Genomic DNA, 20,076 nt, shown 5'->3' on the forward strand with positions numbered 1-20,076 from the left:
CCCGATTCGGTGCGACACACTGTCGACCTGCCCAGTGAAGGGCGACAGCGAAAGGCCAGTGCATCGTGTCCGAACGAAGCATCCGCGACGCCGAACTGCGTCGCGAACTCGGTGTCCCACCGACCGTCGATCTCGTGGGTCATGCCCGCGATCTCGCCCGTGTGGCCGTGCCCGCCGCACTCGTTGCCGCCCTCGCCGCGGTCGCGGTGTTCTTCGTTCGTGAGAACGGTCCCGGTGTGTACGAATCATCGCTCGTCGCGGAGATCCGCTCGGCGTCCGCGGTGTCCGGATCCGACGCCACGCTCGGGCAGCTCATCGCGCCGTACGTCGCACTGTCTCAGGACTCGGCGGTCGTGGCCGCGATCGCGACCGAGGCAAACGACGACCCTGCGGGACTTTCATCGAGGATCGACGTGGGGTACGGCTCGTCACCGACCTTGCTCACCGTGACCGCCCGAGCCGATTCTCAGGCCTCTGCAGACCATCTCGCGCAGGTCGTCGTCACCCAGCTCGACCGCGCGCAGACGGATCGGAATCGGGCAGCGCTCGATGCACGCATCGCCGAACTCGACGCCATCGTCGGCGGACTGCGTACCGACCTCGCCGCGAGTACCGCGGCCGACGAGGAGGGTACGGCCGACCCGGCGGTGCAGGCCGACCTCGATGCCCGCCTCGAACAACTCCGCCAGGCGCGCTCGGGCGCAAGCCTCGAATACCTCCAGGTGCTGTCGGTGCCGGCGGGCAGTGGGTCGAAGGTGTCGCCTCAACCTCGGGCCGAAGCCGCGGTGGCGTTCCTCGCCGTATTCGTCCTCGTCGCCGAGTTGCTGGTCGCGCTGAACGGGCGCTTCGGCGCGACGAACGATGCGGCATGGGCCCGGCGCGTCGCGCGTCGCTACCGCTCGGCCGTGCAGGTGGAGAGAGACGCCCGGACGACTCTGCCGCTCGACACTGTCGTCATGCTTCGGCAACGTGCGTCGCTGGGCGACTCCGTACTGCTTCTGCACGGGGACGGCGTGACCATCGACACCGATGCATTCGCCGACGTCGGCGATCGGGTCGTGAGTTGCGGGATCGGCGAGCAGTGGTGGACACGAGTGCACACCGAAGGGCTCGCGCTCGCCGTGGTCGTGCTGCAGGCCGGGGCGGAGGAGCGTGCGGAAACAGAGGACACCCTCCGTGCGCTGGCGGAGATCGAGGTGCCCACGCGTCTCGTCGTGCTCGGTGCCGGACGCGAGTTGATGCCCGTGCTCCCGGCTCGCCGTCGCGGCCCGGCCGTGGAGACCGCTCCCCACGACCCGGCACCCGTACCGTCCGCTCCGGCCCGGGCCGCCGCGCCGCACCCTGTCGTGCCACAGCCTGCTCCGGTACGGCCTGCTCCGGTACCGTCGACTCCCGCACCGCTGGTGGCGTCGCAATCCGAATCGCTGTTCGTGCCGCCCGAGAACCGGGGCTACCCGCAGTACCGCTACGACGAAGGGTACGACTACGGCTACGCGGAACAGCAGGGCTACGTGGAACAGCAGGGCTACGTGGAACAGCAGGGCTACGTGGAACAGCAGGGCTACGGCAAGCACCAGGAGACGTCGCCACGTCACTGATCCGGTTTCCGCTCGAGTTGAATCCCTACCCCGACACGCTATAGTGATGACGGTCACTCCAGGGGATGGGTGTGGCCTGCGCAGCCGAGCACATCGGCGTCACGACGAGGGAATCGATTTGTCTATCTGCATTGCCGGCACCCCGCAGCACAGCACCGCGACGCCGGGAAGCACCGAATGGATCAAGGCTCATCTCGCCCGCATGGACGACGACGTGAGCTCTGTATCGTCCACCGAGGACGTCGCCGCAGAGAGCGTCGTCGACGCGCGTCGTTAGGCTCCTGGTCGACGATTGCGACGAGGAGGGAGCGAGACATGAGGGAATTGTTCCGAGGGCAGCTCGACGACCTGGTCGGACGCCTCGGCGAGCTTGCAGCGGTTGCCGCCGAGGGGCTCGACCTGGCCACTCACGCGTTGTTCGACACCGATCTCGACGCAGCCCAGGCCGCCCTCGATCTCGACGCACGGATCGCCGAACTCGACACCGACTGTTCCGAGCGAGCGGTGCGGATCCTCGCCCTGCAGGGTCCCGTCGCCGCCGACCTGCGGTTGGTGTTCTCCGCGGTTCGTATCACGGGCGATCTCACCCGGATGGGTGAGCTGAGCCTGCACATCGCGCGGGTCGTACGGCGTCGCCATCCCGAGTCGCTGGTGTCCGACCTTCTGCGCGAGGATCTTTGCCGGATGGCCGAACTCGCGGCGGAGATCGTTGCGATCCTGCGCGACGCATTCACCGACTTCGACCTCGAGACGATCAAGGGCACCCATGCCATCGAGACCGAACTCGATGCGGTGCACTCGCGACTGCTCGCCCTGCTCGAGAGCCCCGAGTGGGACGGGGATATCCGGACGGCGGTCGACACTGCACTCCTCGCGCGTTTCTACGGGCGTTTCGGCGACCAGGCCGTCGACGTTGCCGATCGGTTGATCTTCTTCGTCACCGGCCAGCGACCGGCGGCCTGACTTCGGCGCGCGGAGCGCCGGGAACCATGCGATTCTTTCCCCGTGACCAGCGACGAGCGTCTCTCGGTCGGCGGTCCTGGCGTGCCCGGGTTCGACGACCTCGACTTCGACGCCCTGGCGGCGCGGTCCGGTGCCAAGTGGGCACGGGCGGCAGCCGGCGGGTTGACTCCCGCATGGGTCGCCGACATGGACTTCCCGGTCGCACCGCCGATCGCGCGTGCGCTGCACGAGTTGGTCGACCGTAGCGATCTCGGCTATCCCGATTGGTTCCACGGCACGCCGCTGCGCGAGGAGTTCGCGCAGCGCATGCGCACGCGCTACGGCTGGGCACCCGATCCCGGTGCCGTCCGTGAGCAGACGGATCTCATCCAGGCACTACAGCTCGTGCTGCACCTGAGCACCACACGCGGGGACGCGGTGGCGATCCAGACACCGAGCTATCCGCCGTTCCTGGCGTCGCTGCGGCGGATGGGACTGCAGCAGATCGACTTTCCGTTCGTCGATCGAGGTGACGGGTGGGTGCTCGACTTCGAGACGTTCGAGCCGTTGGTGGCGCGGCGTCGTCCGCGGGTGCTGGTGCTCGTCGATCCGCACAACCCCACCGGGCGAGTGCTCACACGTGAGGAACTCGAGCGGATCGCCGACCTCGCCGAACGATTCGACATGCTCGTCGTCAGCGACGAGATCCACGCCGAGCTCATCTACGAACCGCATCGGCACATCCCGTTCGCTTCGCTCGGACCGCAGGTTGCTGCGCGCACCGTCACGCTCACCTCGGCGAGCAAGGCGTTCGATCTCGCAGGGATGCGGTGCGCGGTGGTGCACTACGGGTCCGAGACCCTGCTGAAGCGCCGGGACGCGGAACCCTTCGACCTGTACGGGACGGTCTCGGTTCCGGGAGTGGTCGCCACGCTCGCGGCGTGGCGTGAGGGCGACGCGTGGCAGCGCGATCTGCTGCGCGTCCTCGACCGGAATCGCCGGCGGGTGGACGAGGTTCTGCGCGAACGGATCCCGGACCTGCGGCATCACCTGCCGCAGGGCACCTACCTGACGTGGTTGAACACCGGACCGCTCGGCATCGACGATCCGGTGTCGACCGTGCGCGATCGAGGACGCGTCCTCGCCGACGGCGGGGTGCGGTTCGGCTCCGGAGCGCGCAATTTTCTGCGCATCAACTTCGCGACGTCGGCGCCGATCCTCGATCGGATCCTCGACGGGGTCACCGACGCGCTCGGCTCCTGATGATCACCAGACCGGATCCACTGCGGGCGGGGTCGTGATCTCGAGCGAATCGCTCACGGTCGTGCATGCTTGTGCGGCCGAAGCGACCACGGCGCGTGAAGGTTTCGCCGTGAAGTTCTGGTAGAGCAAGCCGAAGTTCTGCTCTACATCGGCTTGGTTCGTCCCGCGGTCGCGCATCGAGTAGACGAACACCTTCTGCACCCAGCCCAGCCGGCGTGCCTCCGCGATGCCGGTTGCGATGATGTCCGCCTGCCGTTGTGCGCTCACTGCGTTCGAGGCGGTTCCGGTCGGGGCGCCGAACTCCGTCGCCCAGATCGGGGTGGCCGCGTCGCCGTACTGCACCATGGTGTCGCGCATCAGGCGCATGCGGTAGAAGGTGTTCCAGCTCTGTGTGCTCGCGTCGTTCGGCAGCGCCGGATAGCTGTAGGGATGGATCGACAGGATGTCGAAGTACTGCTGTGCACCTCGTGCGTAGAGCTGTTGCACATAGGTGACCGGTGAGATGTTGGTGCCGTCGTCCACAGCGGGGGCGAGGCCACCGTTGAGGATGCGCGCGCCGGGTTGCACGGACTTGATGGCCGGTGCCGCCGCCGCGAGCAGTTCGACATATTTCCCGATGTCGGCCCGGGGCCGGAAGAAACCGGTCAGATTCGGTTCGTTCCAGATCTCCCAATGGCTCACACGGGTCGAATAACGTTGCGCGACCTGGCGGGAGAAGGTGGCGAACGCCGCCGGATCGGCGGGATATCCGTGGGTGTCGGCTCCGCCCGCGACGCGCGCCCAGGCCGGCGTGTACGCGATGATGCCGACCACTTCGAGTCCGCGTGTGCGAGCGCGGTCCACCACGCGGTCCGGGATCGACCAATTCTGTTGCCCGCGGTTCGGTTCGATCACCGACCAGTCGATGTCCACGCGCAGCCACCGAGCGCCCACCGCACGGATCGCATCGAGTTCGCGGTCGAGTTCGGTGTCCGGCAGGTACATCAGCGGGGCGCCGGCCGCGATGCCGATGTCATCACTCCCGCAGGTCGTCGGTGGAGTCGGTTGGATCGGTGGGGCGCACGCTGCGAGTGCTGCGAGGGAGCACGCGAGGACTGCGGTAAGTATGGCGCGTGCTGGACGACCCATCGACTCTCCTGTGGTAGAACGGACAATTCGGGCATCGGTCGTAACGTCGCGCCACCGACCTACGATTCTTCTCGTGGAGCGAGCGGCAGACCGATGCCGCGAATTCACTGTAACGAGGAGAGGACCGGAAGATGCAGGATTCGTGGACTGAAGAATCCGGTGCATGCGCACCGTGAGTTTCGAGATCCACGATGAGGCATCGGCCACCCGGCTCTTCACGGAATGGGACGACCTCGCGCAGGAGCTGGGACAGCGTGTCGCGACCCGGCCTTCGTACGCGCTGGCCTGGAACCGAATGGGACGCGGACGATCGGCGGTGTGCACCGTCCGGCGCGGCGGTCGACTCGTCGGACTCGCGCCCCTGCACGCCCGCACCCGGCTCGGGGTCACCGCGCTCCGGCTGCCGGCCCACGGCCTCGCCACGATAGGAACCTTCCTCGCGACCGACGAGGCGGCACTCGCCGATCTGCTCAACGGCATCGCCGACCGGAACATGGCATTGCAACTCGACCACGTCGATCTCACCGACCCTCTTGTGGAGATGCTGCAGGCCTCGCCTCGCTGGAGCGTCGACATCGCCGGAACCGAACGATGCCTGACCATCGATCTCGCCACCGGCGCCGGCGCCGAATCGTTGCGTGGTCGACGCACACTGAAGACGCTGTCCCGACTCGAACGCTCGCTGGCACGGGAGGGCACCCCGGCCTCCGTCGACGTGGTGTGCGATCCGGACCATCTCGCGCAGAGATGGTCCGACATCACCGCGGTCGCTGCGGCCGCCGACGAGCACAGCGGACGCGACGACTTCTGTGCGCCTCCGTTCACCGCTTTCACCCGGCCGTTGCTCGACGCCGAGGCCCGTGCGGGAAGGTTGCTCGTCGTAGGTCTACTCGTCGGCGACCGGTGGATGGCCCACGAGATCATGTTCCGCACCGGCACGACGGCGGAGATGTGGATCGGCCGCTTCCATCCCGAGGTGCGCCGTCACCAGCCCGGACAGTTGCTGCAGCGACGGCTGACCGATCGGCACGACGAACTGGGCATCAACCGCTTCGACTATCTGCTCGGCACATCCGAATTCAAGGAACAGTGGGCGAACGGTGATTACCGGGTGGGGCGCATCGTCGCCGTTCCCACCTCGCGACCGCACCACCGGTGGACCCTGCGCGCCGCGGACCTCGGAGCCGGTCTCATCCGTCCCCTGCGCCTGGCCGCGCGCGACGCCCTCACGTCGAACCGTTCGTGATCAGAGGCAACCGGGAGTGACCGCCGCCGTGCGCAGCACGTCCCAGGCCGGTTTGGGCGACCCGTCGTACGCGAGGACCCCGAAGTTCTGCTCGCGATCGGCCACGTCGGTGCCCCGGTCGAGCAGACTGTAGACGAACAGTTTGTCCACGAATCCCAGCGCGCGCTGTTCGGTGATCCCGTCGCGCAGGATCTCCGCGTGCTCCGCGAACCCGACAGCGTCGGTGCCCGTTCCGGTGGGCGCCCCGAACTCCGTCGCCCAGATCGGCTTGTCGGAGTCTCCCCTTTCGACCATGACGGTGCGCATCTCGCGCATGCGGTAGAAGGAGTTCCAGTCGGACGTCGACGCATCGGACGGCAGGGCGGGGTAGCTGTAAGGATGCATGCCCACCACGTCGAAGGTCCATGAAACACCCTGGTCGTACAGTTCGGTGAGAAACGTCGTGGGCGCGATGTCCGATCCGTTGTCGGTGGCGGGGGACAAGCCGCCGGTGACCACCACTGCTCCGGGGTCGACGTTGTGGATGGCATCCGACGCCGCAACGAGCAGCTCCGCGTACGCGCCGACGTCGGGTTGCGGTGTGAAGAAGGCCGTCAGGTTCGGCTCGTTCCAGATCTCCCAGTGCGTGACGGTGTCGGAATAACGATCGGCGACGTCGCCCGCGAAGCGTCCGAATTCGCCGGGGTCGGCGGGCATGCCGTGCGTGTCCTCGGGTTCGACCTCCGATGTCCGCGCCCAGCGCGGGGTGTGGGTGAGCAGGCCCAGCACCTGCAGGTCGTGCGACTCGGCCGCGGCGACCACCCGGTCGGTGCCGCTCCAGTCGAAGCGACCACGCGCCGGTTCGATGATCGACCAGTCCATGTCGAACCGGATCCAGCCGGCACCGCTGTCGGCGATCGCCGACATGTACGCCCCGAGATCGGTGTCGTCGAGGGTATCCAGGCCGGAGCCGGTCGCAATTCCCAGGCTTCCGCCCGTCAGATCGGTCCGGCAGTCGCGTGCCTCGGTGCTCTGGGTGCACGACAGAGCGAACACACCGACGAGGGTGACGACGGCGCGGAGTGGCATGGACCGCGGAAGGGACACTGCAACCTCAACGGGACTTGACGAGACCGACGAGGCCGAGCCCGCCGGTGATGGGAAGGACATGGGTTCCGGCCAGAACACAGACTGCCGAGATGACGGCGGTGACGGGCCAGGGGAGATCGTAGCGCTCCGCGAACAGCGACATCCACACGGCCACCGCAACACCCAGCATTGCGATCGCGCAGGTCTCTGCGAAGGGGAACAAGCGCCCGATCCGCACCGTACGGGCCACGACGATCCAGATCGCAACGAGCATCGCGGCCTCGGTGAGCGTGGTCGCCAGAGCTGCTCCGTCGAACGACATGCGGGGGATGAGCACGAGGTTCGCGCAGACGTTCCCGACGAGCGCGGCCGCTGCGACCCAGGGATACACCCGGTGTCGAGCGGTCGCGATGAGCACGGTGAGACCGAGTTGGGTGAGCATCGACAGGGCACTGCCCAGTACCAGCAAGCGCGAGGCGTCGGCGGCGTCGGCGAACCGATCGCCGTAGAGGAGAGAGAGAACGCCGTCGGCCGACGACCAGAAGGCGGCCGCAGCTGTTGCACCCAGCACCGCGAGGAGCATCGCCGCCTCACGTGTGCGGTGGCGGAACTGTTCGCTCTGCGCCGGCCAGGTCGCGACCAGCAGCGTGGTCACGGGACCGACAACCGTCGACGAGACCATCGACAGAAGATCGGCGAACTTGTAGCCGACGGTGTACAGACCTACCGAGTCGAAGGTGTCCATTCGGCCGAGCATGAGGATGTCGACTTTGGACAGCACCGTGAGCAGAGCGAAACCGATGCTGAGCGGGATCGCTTCGACGAGCATCTCCCGCCAGCGCCACAACTGGGCGCGCGCGGCGGGCAGGGGGCCGGCCTTCCCCGCACGTACGCCGCGCACGAGAATGCCCGCCCCGGCGATTTCGTTGATCACGGCCGGCACCACGAGTACGAGCAGCACCGGATTCCACAGCACGGCAGCGATGGTGGCGATCAGTTGGGCGAGTTGGCCGAAGGTCTCGGCTACAGCCACCGACGCCATCCGCAGACGGCTCTGATACATGACGGACAGGGCGTTGTTGGGAGTCGCGATCACCACGACGAGCCCCGCGATCACCGTCGCCCAGACGACATCGGAGGAGTATCCGAGGAGTAGTACGTACCCGATGGCCAGTGCGTAACCGAGCAGACCGAGCACGCCACGCAACGCGATGAACGCGGTGGTGACGTAGGAGACCTCCCATGGATTGCATTCGACGAGCTTGGCGAGCACCACGCGGCCCACGCCGAGATCGGTGACGACGGACAGCAACCCGAGCAGGCCGAAGACGAAGGAGAACTTGCCGAAGTCGTCCGGTGCCAGCGCGCGGGCGACGATCATCGAACCGGCCCAGCCCATCGACGCGACGGCGAGCCGGCTGCCGAGCATCACGACGGTGTTGCGCCGCGCGGCACGCCCGTCGAGCCGGGGTGTCCGGGGTTCGTGGAGAGTGCCCCCGGGGTCGTGCGCCGCGGCGATCCGTTCCATCACGACGGTCTCGGCCATGCGGTCGGCCAGCGAATGTCTGCCCACGGCGGCGGCCTTCTCAGATTCTCAGGCCTGCGATGCGGTAAGCGTCGCGTGTGAGCTCGGCGGTGCGCCTCCAGGTCGAGGTCGCGGCGACCTCGCGTCCGCGTGCGCGCAGCGCATCGGCGGTATCGGTGTCGTGGACGACCACCCGCAACGCCGCGGTCCACGATGTCTCCGTGTGTTCGGTGACGAGCAGTGCTCCGTCGTCGACGATGTCGGGCAGGGCACCGACGGCGCTCGTCACCACCGCGCCCCCGCACGCCATCGCCTCGAGCGGCGGCAACCCGAAACCTTCGTAGCGCGAGGCGTACGCGACGGCGCTCGCCGCGGCGTACAGTGCCGGGAGGTGTGCGGTGGGAACGTAACCGAGACCGATCGAACCGGCCGGCGCGTCGGGTCCGGTGGACCCGGCCCCGGCCAGCACCAGGGGGATGTCGAGGATGCGGCATGCGGCGGCGACGAGCGCGACGTCCTTGCGAGGTTCGACGGTGCCGACCTGCAGGACGAACCGTTCGGGCAGCCGGTAGGCCCTGCGGATGTCCCGCACCTTCTCGGGGGTGGGAGGTTTCGCCCAGACCGCGGGTGCGAGCGGGGTGACCACGGCCTCGCGACCGCACAGGGCATGCAGACGTTCGGCGGTGAAGTTCGAGACCGCGACGAGCACGTCCGCCCGCCTCATGGCATCTCGCAACAGGGCGCGCTCACCGGCGGCACGATACTTGCCGAACGCCCACGGGGTGTCGAAGACGGCCAGGTCGTGGAACGTCGAGACGGTGACGCCCGAACACAGAACAGGGACGTCGACGTCGAGACTGTGGAACAAGTCGACGCCCCACACGGGCATCTTGGCGTAGAGCATCCGTCGCACTCCGTCGGCGACCGGCCGCACGTGCGGGGCCACGCGACACGGCAGCTCGCCCGTCGCGTCATGTTGCACGGAGGCCCGCAGCGCCGCTGCGGGGAGCAGGAGATCGAGCGCGTTCAGGAGTTCCCGGACGTAGGTCTGGACGCCACTACCGGACGGACGGAGTGCGAGGGCGCCGAATCCGATGTGGGGGGCAAGTTTCGGTGAAGTGACCAGTGTTGGGTCAGTGCGCATCCGACAGTTCCTAACAGTAGCCAGAAATAGACGTCGAGAGGGAAGATCTCGAGATAGGTCGCCACCGTGGAGGCGATCGCTGCCGCGACGATCGTGCCGCTGACACCGAGTGCGAGGGCGGAATCCTGCCCGCTCATGATCCGCGATGCGCGCAGCGTCGAGACCGCGGCGCACACGAGTACGAGAACGAACAACCACACCCCCAAGGGGCCCAGTTCCACGGCGAGCTTCATGTAGTAGTTGTCGGGCTGATAGGGCATGAACCCGAACTGCACCGCGGCGTGCAACGACAGATCCGACAGCATGGGGTTGCCGTCACCGAGATGCTTGGATGCGGCCGAGCCGGTCGCGCCGAGTCCCTGGCCGAAGGGGTGCACCCACAGTGACGACAGGGTCTGCGACCACCCGTCGCCGCGTTCGCCGAGACTCGACGAGGAGAACAGCGTTGCGAGAACCGAACTCGGTGCAGCGACGAGGACGATCGGTACGAGCACCGCGATGCTGCCGAAGGCGAGGAACAAAGCCCGGTAGCGGTGGATCGCGAACCACAACAGGGCGACCGCCAGCCCGATATAACTGGCGCGCACGATGGTCACACCCATGCCGAGCAGCATGATCGGCGTTGCGCACAGGAACACCTTGTTGCGGAGCCGATGCGGGTCGGCGAACGCTACTGCGCAACCGACGATCAGGGAGATCATGACGAACAACCCGAAGGCGAACGGCGTGGTGAAGGTGCTGAAACTGCGCAGGATCCCACCGGTGGTGCGGAGATGCTCGTCCCAGCGATAGCCGAGTTCGGCGAGTCGCTCTCCGCCGACGACCTGCTGTGCGAGACCGACCACCGCGGTCAGTACCCCCATACCCATGATGATCGTGACGAGGCGATCGCGGTCGCGGGCGTCGAAGGGCGCGCGCCACAGGATGACAGGGATGACCAGATAGAAATACGTGATCTTGAGCGCCGTGATGCCGGCGAGTCCGGAGACGGCAAGAGCGGACAGTACGCCCATCGCCACCCAGGCGGCCACAGCCGGCCACCACGGATACGACGGAGCGGGAAGTCGGCGACGGTACGGACTGACGAATGTGGCTGCGAGAGTGAGGAGGAGAACGCCTTCCTTCCATGGCGCGAGTGCCTGCCCGCCGGGCACGATCGTCAGCAGACCATGCAGCGGAGTGAGGGCCGCGACGATCAGCAGGCCGTTCTGCGCCCGTAGATACAAGAGCGCGAACAGCGCGATCACTGCCGGAAGGGCGAGCAGCAGGACAGGCGTCGTCACGAGACGCGCTCACTGTTCATCGGCTCGACCGGCACTGTCCCGAACTCGCCGAGGATGGTGGAAGTGACAGCAGACCTGAGGAATTCACGGCCGTCGCGGTGATAGCCGCCGTGATCGCCCACCGGTCCGGCGATGATGTGACCGGTGAATCCGCGGCGTCGCAACCGCATCAGGCCCTCCTCTCCGCGCTGGGATTCGAAGGAACGATGATCCTGGGCCGACAGCACGACCGTGGTCGAAACGTCTGCACGTCGCAGCGCTTCGAGTACGACTTCGGGCACCTGTGTGACGCCGAACCTCCCGAGCAACAGCCACAGCCGGTACGGAAGATGCCTCTGCGCCCACGGTTTGATGCGGGCGCGAAGAGTAACGGAACTGTTGTCGACTTTTCCGGGTGCTTCGGGTGCTTCGGGTGCGGGGGGAGCGAGCATGTTCCGCAGTGACTTCCGTCGATGGGTCGACCACAGGATCATGTTCACGAGTACAGCCGCGCGCGCGTGCCCTCGGATGCCGACCCATGCCGCGTACCATGCTCCGGAGCACAGTCCCATCACGACGAGATCCCCTGGGGCGACGCCGAGCGAGGCGACGGCATCTTCTGCGTCGCGATCGGACGTATCCGAGTACAGCGGAGTGGGGACCGCTCTGTGTGCCGTGCCGGTGTCGCCCACGCCGGTCCTGTCGAAACGTATCGAGGAGACGCCGTGCGCGGCGAGACTGCGCGCGAGATCGACCCACAGTCGGCTCGGCCCGACCCGGTGTTCGTACGCGGTCCCGAAGAACAACACCGTCGAACCGGCGGAGCCCGTGCCTCTCACTCCCTGGGTTCGAAGAGCGAACATCGAGTTCGGGCCGAGGTACTCCGCGCTTTCCGTGATCGGAACTCCGGTGTCGGTAGTCGCGACGACCGCATGTTTCCGGTCGGGGAAGCGGATTTCCGTGGTCGAGCTCGGTGCGGCAGCACCGATCCAGTCGGCGATGCGGCCGAGGTGACCGGTCGGGATCGCCGGGTGGAGGGTGCTGGGTGTGGTGAAGGACTCATGGCCGTGCAAGGAGAGTTCGTCTGCCTCGAGTGCTGCGGCGAGCCGGGCGACCGCTGGCGTTTCACGGGCAGCGGGCCGGGTCGCAAGCAGGGTTCGTGTGCCGGCCAGAGAGCGTGGATCGATCCTCAGAGCGCCGAGCGTTTCGGCGGCCTCGGGGGCGAGCACTCCACCGATCATCGACACCCGTGGATCGTCGGGGTGGTCCATGCCGAGGGCGAGGCGATAGAGAACGCGTTGTTCGCGTAGGAATGCGCGTCCCGAAACGATCGGATCCCACAGGACTGCGGCATCGACCGGACCGCACTGCGGTAGCGAGGTGGCTGCGATCAGTGCTCCCGCGCGCAATCCCACGACGGTGACGTGTGCGGCGCCGCCGGCACGTGCGGTCGCGACCGCCGCGGCGACACTGCGCTGCCATGCCTCGACCGCATCGGGTGAATCCTGATCGCCCGCGGAGTCGCCGGTGCCCTCGTAGTCGAAACGCAATGCCGCGAGTCCGCGCTCGGCGAGTTGTTCGGCGAGGGCCTTGACCCCCCGATAGGTGTCGAGATGTTCCTTGCCGAGAGGCGGGCACAGCACCACCGCACCGCGTGCGCGGCCGCCGGAGGGAAGGTGGACGTGGCCGAGGAGGGGAGACTCGGCGTCACCGAACCACGATGCGTATTGCACATCCACTCCGTGACCTCCACTGTCGAGGGGGTGAAAGACGGGGTGATTTCTCGACCCGTGGTTCAACCCTGAATCTTCTTGTCGTTCGGACGCATTCGGATCGAGGCACCACTCCGGCCCGTTACCGCTCACTCCCGGCAGGGTCATAAAGTACCCCTCGGACGATTCGGGGTTTTCGAAGGGATGGTTGTGCCTGGAATCCTGGTGCACGAATGGATCGCACGCGACGGAGGTTCGGAGAAGGTTCTCGACGAGTTCGTCCGCACCTTCCCCGACTCCGACGTGCTGTGCCTGTGGGACGACGCCGATCGGTATCCGGATCGGACGGTCCACGAGAGCGGCCTGGCGCGCACACCCCTGCGACGGCACAAGGCGCTTGCCCTGTCCGCCATGCCGTACGTCTGGCGGCGGCGACGCGGCTCGTACGACTTCGCGCTGGTCAGCTCGCATTGCTTCGCTCATCACGTCACCTTCCGGAGCGTCCCGAGCGGGTTCGAGAAGTTCGTCTATGTGCACACCCCCGCGCGCTATCTGTGGAATCCCGAGCTGGACGATCGGGGTGCCTCGCTCGCGGTGCGGTGCGCCGCGCCCCCGCTGCGGGCCCTCGATCGGCTCCGCGCGCGGGAGGGTGCGCACTTCGCTGCGAACAGCGATTTCGTGCGCCGGCGCATCGAGCGGGCCTGGGATGTCGAGGCGCGTGTGATCTTTCCTCCCGTCGAGACGACCCGCATCTCGTCGGTGCCCGACTGGCGTGATGAACTGTCCTCGGTCGAATCCGCCCTGCTGGAGAGGCTTCCCGAGATCTTCGTGCTGGGGGCATCGAGGTTCGTACCGTACAAGCGACTGGATTGGGTGATCCGGGCCGCCGACCTCGCCGGGGTGCCCGCGGTGATCGCGGGATCCGGACCGGAGGAGGGCCGGCTGCGGCAGCTCGCCGCCGAGGCGGCGGTACCGGTTCACGTCCTCGCACGGCCGTCCGATGCTCTCCTCTACGCGCTCTACCAGCAGGCGCACGTCTATGTCTTCCCTGCGGTGGAGGATTTCGGGATCATGCCTGTCGAGGCGCGGGCAGCGGGAGCGCGCGTGATCGTCAATTCGCTCGGAGGTGCTGGTGAGACGGTCGCGGAGGGTGTCGACGGCTTGTGCTTCCACGAGGACACGGTGGAGGCCGTCGCCGAGTGCATCGTGGCGATCGACGCGGTGCCGAAGGGGGGCGACGGGTCGGTGGCGCGACTCTCCTCGGAGAACTTTCGCCGACGTATCCGAGACTGGGTGGGCGAGAGAGCCGGACCGGGGTGACTCAGATCATGCTACCGGCGAGTAGCTCTACTCTTGTCGGTGGTTCGTCCCTGTTGTACGGTTCTCCCGGGTCGGGAGCCGTAGGTTGGGATGGGGGATTGCCATGTCTCGATGCCGCCCACCGAACTCCGTTCGATGCTGCTCCCTCGTGCGTGGTCCCGCGAAATAGACCGACTCGCACTCTGTTCGGACCGTTTCGGTATCCGCTCGCGGGTGAATGTTGCCTGCGACACTGTGGCCGTGTGCACTGAAACGAAACTCGCACGTCGTCCGATCAAACGGACAAAAGCACCAAAACGACTATCGGGCTGTCGGGGCCACGCTGTTGGGTGGAGTAGGCAAGCAGGAGAAGCATGGGGATCGGACCCGAGCTGGCGCGCGGCAGTGTGCCGGCCCGTGATACGAGCGGTGGTCGCGGAAGTGTCCCGCGCCGGCGATGGCAGCGGAGTTACCGGAGGTCGTTGACGGTTACCGATACGGCGATCGTGATGGTGACCGTAGCTCTGGCACAGCAGGCCGGCTGGACCATCGATGGGGCGGCCCACAGTGTCGGCCCGGCTGTGGTGGTGGCGGGTATGTGGCTTGCGGTGCTCGCGCTCAACGGATCTCGCAAGGATCCGATCGTCGGCAGTGGTGAGGAGGAATACCGGCTCGTCACGAGGGCCACTGTGCAGACCTTCGGCTTGCTCGCCATCGCATCGTTCGTCGTCGACTCGTTCGCCACCGACCTGAACACGATTCGGGCCTATCTGCTGGTGGCTCTTCCCGTCGGACTGGTCACGTTGCCTCTCGGTCGGCGGTGGTGCCGTCGAGTGATCGAGCGGCGCCGCGTCCGGGGCGAATTCAGGACGTCGGTGCTCGTCGTCGGTTCCGAACACGCGGTGGATGCGATGGTCGGATCGTTCGTCCGCGACACCTCGGCCGGATACCGCGTCGTCGGCGTGTGCACCACCGGGCACACGGGCGACACCGACCGCGTCATCACCGTCGCCGGTCAGGAGATCCCGGTGCTCGGAGCGGAGACGGACGTGATCAACGCCGTCAAGCTCTCCGGTGCCGACACCGTCGCGATCGCGGCCGGAACCCACTGGGGCAACGGCGACATCGGCGATCTGGCCTGGGAGCTCGAGCCCTACCGCGTCGATCTCGTGGTGGCTCCCGGCGTCACCGACATCGCCCTGCCGCGACTGTCGATGCACCCCGTGGGCGGACTGCCGTTCGTGCACGTCGAGGAGCCGCAGTACCGCGGATCGCACCGGCTGGCCAAGACGACCTTCGACCTCGTGTGTGCGGTCCTTGCCCTGACGGTCGCGGCGCCGGGCATGCTCGTGGTCGCCGCGCTGATCAAACTCCAGGACGGCGGCCCGGTCTTCTACCGGCAGGAACGCGTCGGACTGGGCGGCACGGTCTTCCGGATGTGGAAGTTCCGGTCCATGGTCGTCGACGCCGACCGGATGGTCGATACAGTTCGCACGCAGACCGGGCAGGACGACGCGACCTTCTACAAGTCCGCCCGCGATCCGCGGATCACGCCTGTGGGACGGTTCATCCGCCGCACCAGCATCGACGAACTGCCCCAGCTGTTCAACGTCCTCTCCCGCGACATGAGTCTCGTCGGACCGCGTCCCCTCGCGGTCGGTGAGGGGGAGAAGATCCCGGGCTTCGTTCCCCGCCGCATCCTGGTGCGTCCCGGCATGACGGGACTGTGGCAGGTCTCCGGCCGATCCGATCTGGCCGAGGCCGACCGTATCCGGCTCGACCTGTTCTACGTGGCGAACTGGTCGATGGTGCAGGACCTGCTCATCGTCGTGAAGACGGTGCGGGCGGTGCTGGCGAGCGACGGCGCCTACTGACCCGACCGAGCGGCGGGGTTTCGCGGTCGGGGAGCGGGGAACTCTTCGAATTCGTCCTGGAGTGTCGGCAGGAGGAGGAGAAGGTGAACACGTCCGTCCGAAGATTCCATCCCGACCCCGACGACATCCCACTCGTCACGTCACTCGACCAGATCGCCGATCTCGCGACGGATCCGCTGCTGTACCTGAGATATTCGAGGGGACCGGCAGCGGACGCCGAGGACGGACCGAGCCGCGACCACGAGGCGAACCTGACGCTGCCGGGGCTCTCGGTCACCACTCTCGCCCCTGAGCCGTGGTGGCGGCGCCCCGTCAAGGACTGGGTCGCCCGACGTCTCTGCAAGTACACCGAACTCGACGAGGAGGACGGACGCTTCGCGTGGATCCTCACCGGAAGGATGGTCGGACGCGGTCCAGATCACGAACCGTTGCTCGTCGACGTCCGTCCCCACGCGCGGCTGAGCAAGGGTGTCCTGGACGAGGCGAGACACCGGTACGACGAGCATTTCGACGTCGGCAACGATTCACGCAGGAGTGCGTGAGTATCGTTCGCGCAGAACATCGGCAGCCCACCCCGATGCGGCGCGGGGTGGGCTGCCGATGTGCGTGTCACACGAGGTCCCGTGGGATCCGGCGCTGCCAGTTCTGCGCATGGACCCGTCGATCGCCGTGATCGTCGTCGAGTTCGAAGGCATCGAGCTCGGCGTTGATCACGAACTCCTCGGGAGTGGAGGTGAGGATCGTGCGGGTGCGGACCTCGGTGCGCCAGTCGTCCCGTTCGTAGCGGCGCAGGGTGCGGGTCTCACCGCGCACCGAATTCGGATCGTTGCCGCCGAAACTGAACCACTCCTGGGTGCGGCGCCGGATCACGGTGCCGGTCTCGTCGATCCGGAACGACCCCTGGTCGTCGAGGATGTCGAGAGTCGACACGCCGGTCGCGAGGTCGCGGGTGGTCCGCCAGTGGTGTTCACCCGGCTGCAGGAGCGTGATCCCGAGTTCCGGAGCCGTCTCCGGCTCCCCGAATTCGCGTAGGTGTGCGTCCTCCGGTCGCGGTGGCCGTACCGGCAGATGCAGATGTCCACCGGTGTACACCGTGACCTCGGCGGGTGTCGGGGACGGCCACGCCAGGGGGAAGTAGGAGGTGGACAGCGACAACCGGAGGCGGTGCCCGGCCGGGAACACGTGGGCCATCCCGTTGAGCTCGATCCGGATGCGATAACGCCGTCCCGGTTCGAGAGCTTCCGGTTTCTCACTGCTGTCGCGGTGGGTGAGGTTCAGCAACCCGTAGGTCACGCGTGTCGCCTCACCGTTCGGCGCGACGTCGGACAACCGGGCGGCGAGCATCGACACCGGACTGTCCGACGAGACCTCGAGCTCCACCTCGGGGCGACCGAGGATCTCCGTCGTGGTGTCGAGCGCCTCGGTCTCGAAGACGAGCGCACCGCCGTCCTCCTCACGCTGGTCCGACGGCAGGTCGGGCGTCGCAGCGTAGGAGGCCCACTTGCCGGCGAACATGCCCACGCTCAACGGGGATCGGAGCGGCAGCGGCCTCTCGTCGACCGCGAGGGTGCCGTCGTCGTCGGGATGCAGCGCATGCCGATCGAAGGTGAAGCGGCGGTTCTCGATGTTCGGTGACGGCCACGACGGTTCGGCTACCCACCGGCCCGGACGCTCCGCGTAGGACGGGTTCGGTTCGATGGCGTCCTGCATCCAGGCCCGCACCATCGGTTCGTCCATCACCCCCGTGTCGATGCCCTTGAGCCAGTGGTCCCACCACCGCACGACCTCCTGCAGGAAACCGATTGCCGGGCCGGGGACGCCGAGATGCGGATACTTGTGGCCCCACGGCCCGATCAGTCCCTTCCTGGGGACGTCGAGATGTTCCATCAACCGGAAGATGGCGTTGGTGTACCCGTCGGCCCAGCCACCGACGGCGAGGACCGGGCACTGCACGGCAGAGTAGTCCTCGTTGACGGAGGCCCGCTTCCAGTAGTCGTCCCGGTGCTGGTGTTCGAGCCACTTCTCGATCCACAGTCCACTGCCCTCGAGCCGTTCGTGCCACATCTCGCGCCACCGGTCGCCGACGATCGCGGGATCGGGGGGCAGGCTGTTGAAGGCGAACATCACCGTCGCCTCGGACAGGTTGTCGGACAACAGACAACCCCCCATGTAGTGCATGTTGTCGACGTACAGATCCTCGGTGGCGGACGCGCTGACGATCGCCTTCAGGGCCGGCGGCCGGCGCGCGGCGACCTGCAGGCTGTTGAAGCCACCCCACGAGATGCCCATCATGCCGACGGAGCCGTCGCACCACGGTTGCGACGCCAGCCATTCGATGACCTCACAGGCATCGTCGTGTTCGTCGGCGAGGTACTCGTCGCGCAGCACCCCGTCGGAGTCCCCGCTTCCGCGCATGTCCACTCGTACACAGGCGTAGCCGTGGCCGGCCATGTAGGGATGGTTCAGTGCGTCCCGTCCGCGGGTGGTATCGCGCTTACGGTAGGGGATGTACTCGAATACCGCGGGCACGGGGTGCTGTTCGGCGTCGACGGGCAGCCAGATCCTTGCCGCGAGCCGCGCACCGTCACGCATCGTGATGAAGACGTTCTCGATGACACGGACCTCGTTCGGGAGGTCTGTGATCGTGCGCATGCCGACCTCCTCTCAGTTCTCCGGCACCGGATCGAAGGTGAACGGAAGTGCCTCGAGTCCTTGCCGATAGCGCTGCCCGAGCTGTTCGACGCTGTCGGCGCCGATGTACATGGTGCCCAGCTCGTAGCGATAGGCATCCTGGTTGGGCAGGTCGGCGAGCCGGTCGCCGGGAGCGACGTCGATGCACACCAGGGCGCCGGGGATCGTTTCACGCAGGCGCGCGATGTCCGCGTCCGTGGGCACCGACGTGACGATGCCGTCCTCGTAGCGCGGGATGATGCACTTCGCCGCGACGGCGGATTCGCCCTGCCGGTACGGCATCCGGGGCGGCCGGCCGAGCGCGATGTCGATGGCCACCTCGTGGTTGGAACTCCCGTCGACCTTGGCGAACAATTCGCTGTGCGACTGAGAGATTCGCGTGTTGACCTCGATCAGCCAGAGTTTGTCGTTCTCCTCGTCCCACATGAATTCGGAGTTGAAGCAACCGTTGTCGAAGCCGACGTGTCGCAGGTAACGCTCGGTGATGTCGATCATGCGTGCCTGCACCTCGTCGGGCACGGTGCTCGCCGGGTAGTCGAGGCGCTCGAAGCTGTGCCCCGCCGCGTCCTTGCGCATGTCGAAGACACCGTGAATACCGAACTGCCCCTGGAACATCGTGCCCTCGGGAGCGGCCTGGATCCCGCTGACGACCTGCTCGGCGAGGCAGGTGGTGCCGGAGCTCTCCCCGATCTCGTCCGGAAGGTCGACGCGGCGCAGCACTTCGTCGAATGCGTTGCCGACCAGTCCGATCTTCTCCCGGATCTCGACGAGGGCGTCGGCGAACTCCTGCTCGTTGCGGATCTCGAATCCCAGCTGCGAGGAATGCGATTTCACGGGCTTGACCCAGAACGGGAAGTCGAGCTCGATGCTGTCGAGTGCGTTGTCGTCGAAGGGATCGAACGAACTGAACTGCGGGACGCACTCGGGAACGGATTCCTTCTGGGCCAGGCGGCTCCAGTACTTGTGCTCGGTGGCGACGATGCTGCGCAGCGACGGCGAGGGGATGTTGCGTTCGGCGGCCAGGATCGGAGCGAGCACGCTGGTGGGGAAGTCCCAGTGGGCGATGATCCCGTCGACGGTGCCAGGGAAGGCGTCCAGTTCGCGCCGACAGGCGTCGAGAAGATCGTCGAACACGTATTCGTCGGGCTCCACCAGGCTTTCGTAGTCGAGCAACCCGTAGAAGCTCAGCTGGTCGGCGCCGCGTACGGTTTCCAGTTCCTTGCGCTGGATGTCGGTGAGTCCGAGAACGAAGATGTTGGTGCTCATGCAAGAAGCCTTCCCGCTCCCTCGCGGCACGAAACAATCGGATAACGAAACGGACCGC

The 20,076-nt window shown here is 67.0% G+C and carries 16 protein-coding genes; 8 read left to right on the plus strand and 8 right to left on the minus strand.

Annotation, left to right across the window (positions count from 1 at the left end; all coding sequences use genetic code 11):
* The first annotated feature begins 65 nt into the window (after window positions 1-65).
* The 4 genes from EQ874_RS04345 to EQ874_RS04355 all read left to right on the plus strand — a co-directional run bounded on the left by EQ874_RS04345 (window position 66) and on the right by EQ874_RS04355 (window position 3,803).
* Entirely contained in the window at window positions 66-1,598 is a 1,533-nt protein-coding gene (locus EQ874_RS04345; protein ID WP_129975765.1) for a hypothetical protein, read from the plus strand.
* A gap of 118 nt (window positions 1,599-1,716) precedes the next feature.
* Window positions 1,717-1,875 carry a hypothetical protein gene (locus tag EQ874_RS22830; RefSeq protein ID WP_165369194.1) on the plus strand — a complete coding sequence of 53 codons (159 nt, stop codon included), beginning with the start codon at window positions 1,717-1,719 and terminating at the stop codon, window positions 1,873-1,875.
* Between the two features lie 38 nt (window positions 1,876-1,913).
* Window positions 1,914-2,561, plus strand: a complete 648-nt coding sequence (locus tag EQ874_RS04350; protein WP_129975767.1) for a PhoU domain-containing protein — start codon at window positions 1,914-1,916, stop codon at window positions 2,559-2,561.
* A gap of 42 nt (window positions 2,562-2,603) precedes the next feature.
* Complete coding sequence (locus EQ874_RS04355; protein ID WP_129975769.1) at window positions 2,604-3,803, plus strand: aminotransferase class I/II-fold pyridoxal phosphate-dependent enzyme; 1,200 nt, start codon at window positions 2,604-2,606, stop codon at window positions 3,801-3,803.
* A 3-nt stretch (window positions 3,804-3,806) separates the two neighbouring features.
* Here the strand turns inward: EQ874_RS04355 and EQ874_RS04360 are convergent, their stop codons facing one another.
* Entirely contained in the window at window positions 3,807-4,931 is a 1,125-nt protein-coding gene (locus EQ874_RS04360) for a glycosyl hydrolase (protein WP_129975771.1), read from the minus strand.
* A 163-nt stretch (window positions 4,932-5,094) separates the two neighbouring features.
* Between EQ874_RS04360 and EQ874_RS04365 the strand changes: the two genes are divergently transcribed.
* Window positions 5,095-6,177 carry a GNAT family N-acetyltransferase gene (locus EQ874_RS04365; RefSeq protein ID WP_129975773.1) on the plus strand — a complete coding sequence of 361 codons (1,083 nt, stop codon included), beginning with the start codon at window positions 5,095-5,097 and terminating at the stop codon, window positions 6,175-6,177.
* Here EQ874_RS04365 and EQ874_RS04370 read toward each other — a convergent pair whose 3' ends face one another.
* Genes EQ874_RS04370 through EQ874_RS04390 form a run of 5 tightly spaced genes read right to left on the minus strand, consistent with a single transcriptional unit; the run spans window position 6,178 to window position 12,909 of the window.
* The gene (locus EQ874_RS04370; RefSeq protein WP_129975775.1) at window positions 6,178-7,245 is read right to left on the minus strand and encodes a cellulase family glycosylhydrolase; all 1,068 of its coding nucleotides are present in this window, start codon (window positions 7,243-7,245) and stop codon (window positions 6,178-6,180) included.
* A 25-nt stretch (window positions 7,246-7,270) separates the two neighbouring features.
* Window positions 7,271-8,818 (minus strand): flippase, encoded by a 1,548-nt coding sequence (locus EQ874_RS04375; RefSeq protein ID WP_242496633.1) that lies wholly within the window; start codon window positions 8,816-8,818, stop codon window positions 7,271-7,273.
* 13 nt (window positions 8,819-8,831) lie between these two features.
* On the minus strand, window positions 8,832-9,914 hold the full coding sequence (locus EQ874_RS04380; RefSeq protein WP_129975777.1) for a glycosyltransferase family 1 protein: 1,083 nt from the start codon (window positions 9,912-9,914) through the stop codon (window positions 8,832-8,834).
* Window positions 9,797-11,197, minus strand: coding sequence for an O-antigen ligase family protein (locus EQ874_RS04385; protein WP_129975779.1), 1,401 nt, complete (start codon window positions 11,195-11,197; stop codon window positions 9,797-9,799). Before EQ874_RS04385 ends, EQ874_RS04380 begins: the two co-directional genes overlap by 118 nt.
* Window positions 11,194-12,909 carry an alpha/beta fold hydrolase gene (locus tag EQ874_RS04390; RefSeq protein ID WP_242496634.1) on the minus strand — a complete coding sequence of 572 codons (1,716 nt, stop codon included), beginning with the start codon at window positions 12,907-12,909 and terminating at the stop codon, window positions 11,194-11,196. Before EQ874_RS04390 ends, EQ874_RS04385 begins: the two co-directional genes overlap by 4 nt.
* Window positions 12,910-13,092: 183 nt before the next feature.
* Here EQ874_RS04390 and EQ874_RS04395 point away from each other — a divergent pair, with 183 nt between their 5' ends.
* The 3 genes from EQ874_RS04395 to EQ874_RS04405 all read left to right on the plus strand — a co-directional run bounded on the left by EQ874_RS04395 (window position 13,093) and on the right by EQ874_RS04405 (window position 16,603).
* Entirely contained in the window at window positions 13,093-14,208 is a 1,116-nt protein-coding gene (locus tag EQ874_RS04395; protein WP_242496635.1) for a glycosyltransferase, read from the plus strand.
* 461 nt (window positions 14,209-14,669) lie between these two features.
* Window positions 14,670-16,061 (plus strand): sugar transferase, encoded by a 1,392-nt coding sequence (locus EQ874_RS04400; RefSeq protein WP_242496636.1) that lies wholly within the window; start codon window positions 14,670-14,672, stop codon window positions 16,059-16,061.
* An 83-nt stretch (window positions 16,062-16,144) separates the two neighbouring features.
* Window positions 16,145-16,603: a DUF6098 family protein gene (locus EQ874_RS04405; protein ID WP_129975785.1), complete on the plus strand. Its 459-nt coding sequence runs from the start codon at window positions 16,145-16,147 to the stop codon at window positions 16,601-16,603.
* Window positions 16,604-16,670: 67 nt separating this feature from the next.
* Here the strand turns inward: EQ874_RS04405 and EQ874_RS04410 are convergent, their stop codons facing one another.
* Window positions 16,671-18,713 (minus strand): CocE/NonD family hydrolase, encoded by a 2,043-nt coding sequence (locus tag EQ874_RS04410; protein ID WP_129975787.1) that lies wholly within the window; start codon window positions 18,711-18,713, stop codon window positions 16,671-16,673.
* A gap of 12 nt (window positions 18,714-18,725) precedes the next feature.
* Window positions 18,726-20,018: an ATP-grasp domain-containing protein gene (locus tag EQ874_RS04415; protein ID WP_129975789.1), complete on the minus strand. Its 1,293-nt coding sequence runs from the start codon at window positions 20,016-20,018 to the stop codon at window positions 18,726-18,728.
* Window positions 20,019-20,076: the final 58 nt, after the last annotated feature.

Source organism: Rhodococcus sp. Q1 (assembly GCF_004153645.1).
Classification (GTDB): domain Bacteria; phylum Actinomycetota; class Actinomycetes; order Mycobacteriales; family Mycobacteriaceae; genus Rhodococcus; species Rhodococcus gordoniae.

What these genes read in the sequence shown, in the direction of transcription:
- EQ874_RS04350 (WP_129975767.1), top strand. Translation starts at nt 1,914, where the DNA reads ATGAGGGAATTGTTCCGAGGGCAGCTCGACGACCTGGTCGGACGCCTC.
- EQ874_RS04360 (WP_129975771.1), bottom strand. Translation starts at nt 4,931, where the DNA reads ATGGGTCGTCCAGCACGCGCCATACTTACCGCAGTCCTCGCGTGCTCC.
- EQ874_RS04365 (WP_129975773.1), top strand. Translation starts at nt 5,095, where the DNA reads ATGCGCACCGTGAGTTTCGAGATCCACGATGAGGCATCGGCCACCCGG.
- EQ874_RS04370 (WP_129975775.1), bottom strand. Translation starts at nt 7,245, where the DNA reads ATGCCACTCCGCGCCGTCGTCACCCTCGTCGGTGTGTTCGCTCTGTCG.
- EQ874_RS04380 (WP_129975777.1), bottom strand. Translation starts at nt 9,914, where the DNA reads ATGCGCACTGACCCAACACTGGTCACTTCACCGAAACTTGCCCCCCAC.
- EQ874_RS04395 (WP_242496635.1), top strand. Translation starts at nt 13,093, where the DNA reads ATGGTTGTGCCTGGAATCCTGGTGCACGAATGGATCGCACGCGACGGA.
- EQ874_RS04410 (WP_129975787.1), bottom strand. Translation starts at nt 18,713, where the DNA reads ATGCGCACGATCACAGACCTCCCGAACGAGGTCCGTGTCATCGAGAAC.
- EQ874_RS04415 (WP_129975789.1), bottom strand. Translation starts at nt 20,018, where the DNA reads ATGAGCACCAACATCTTCGTTCTCGGACTCACCGACATCCAGCGCAAG.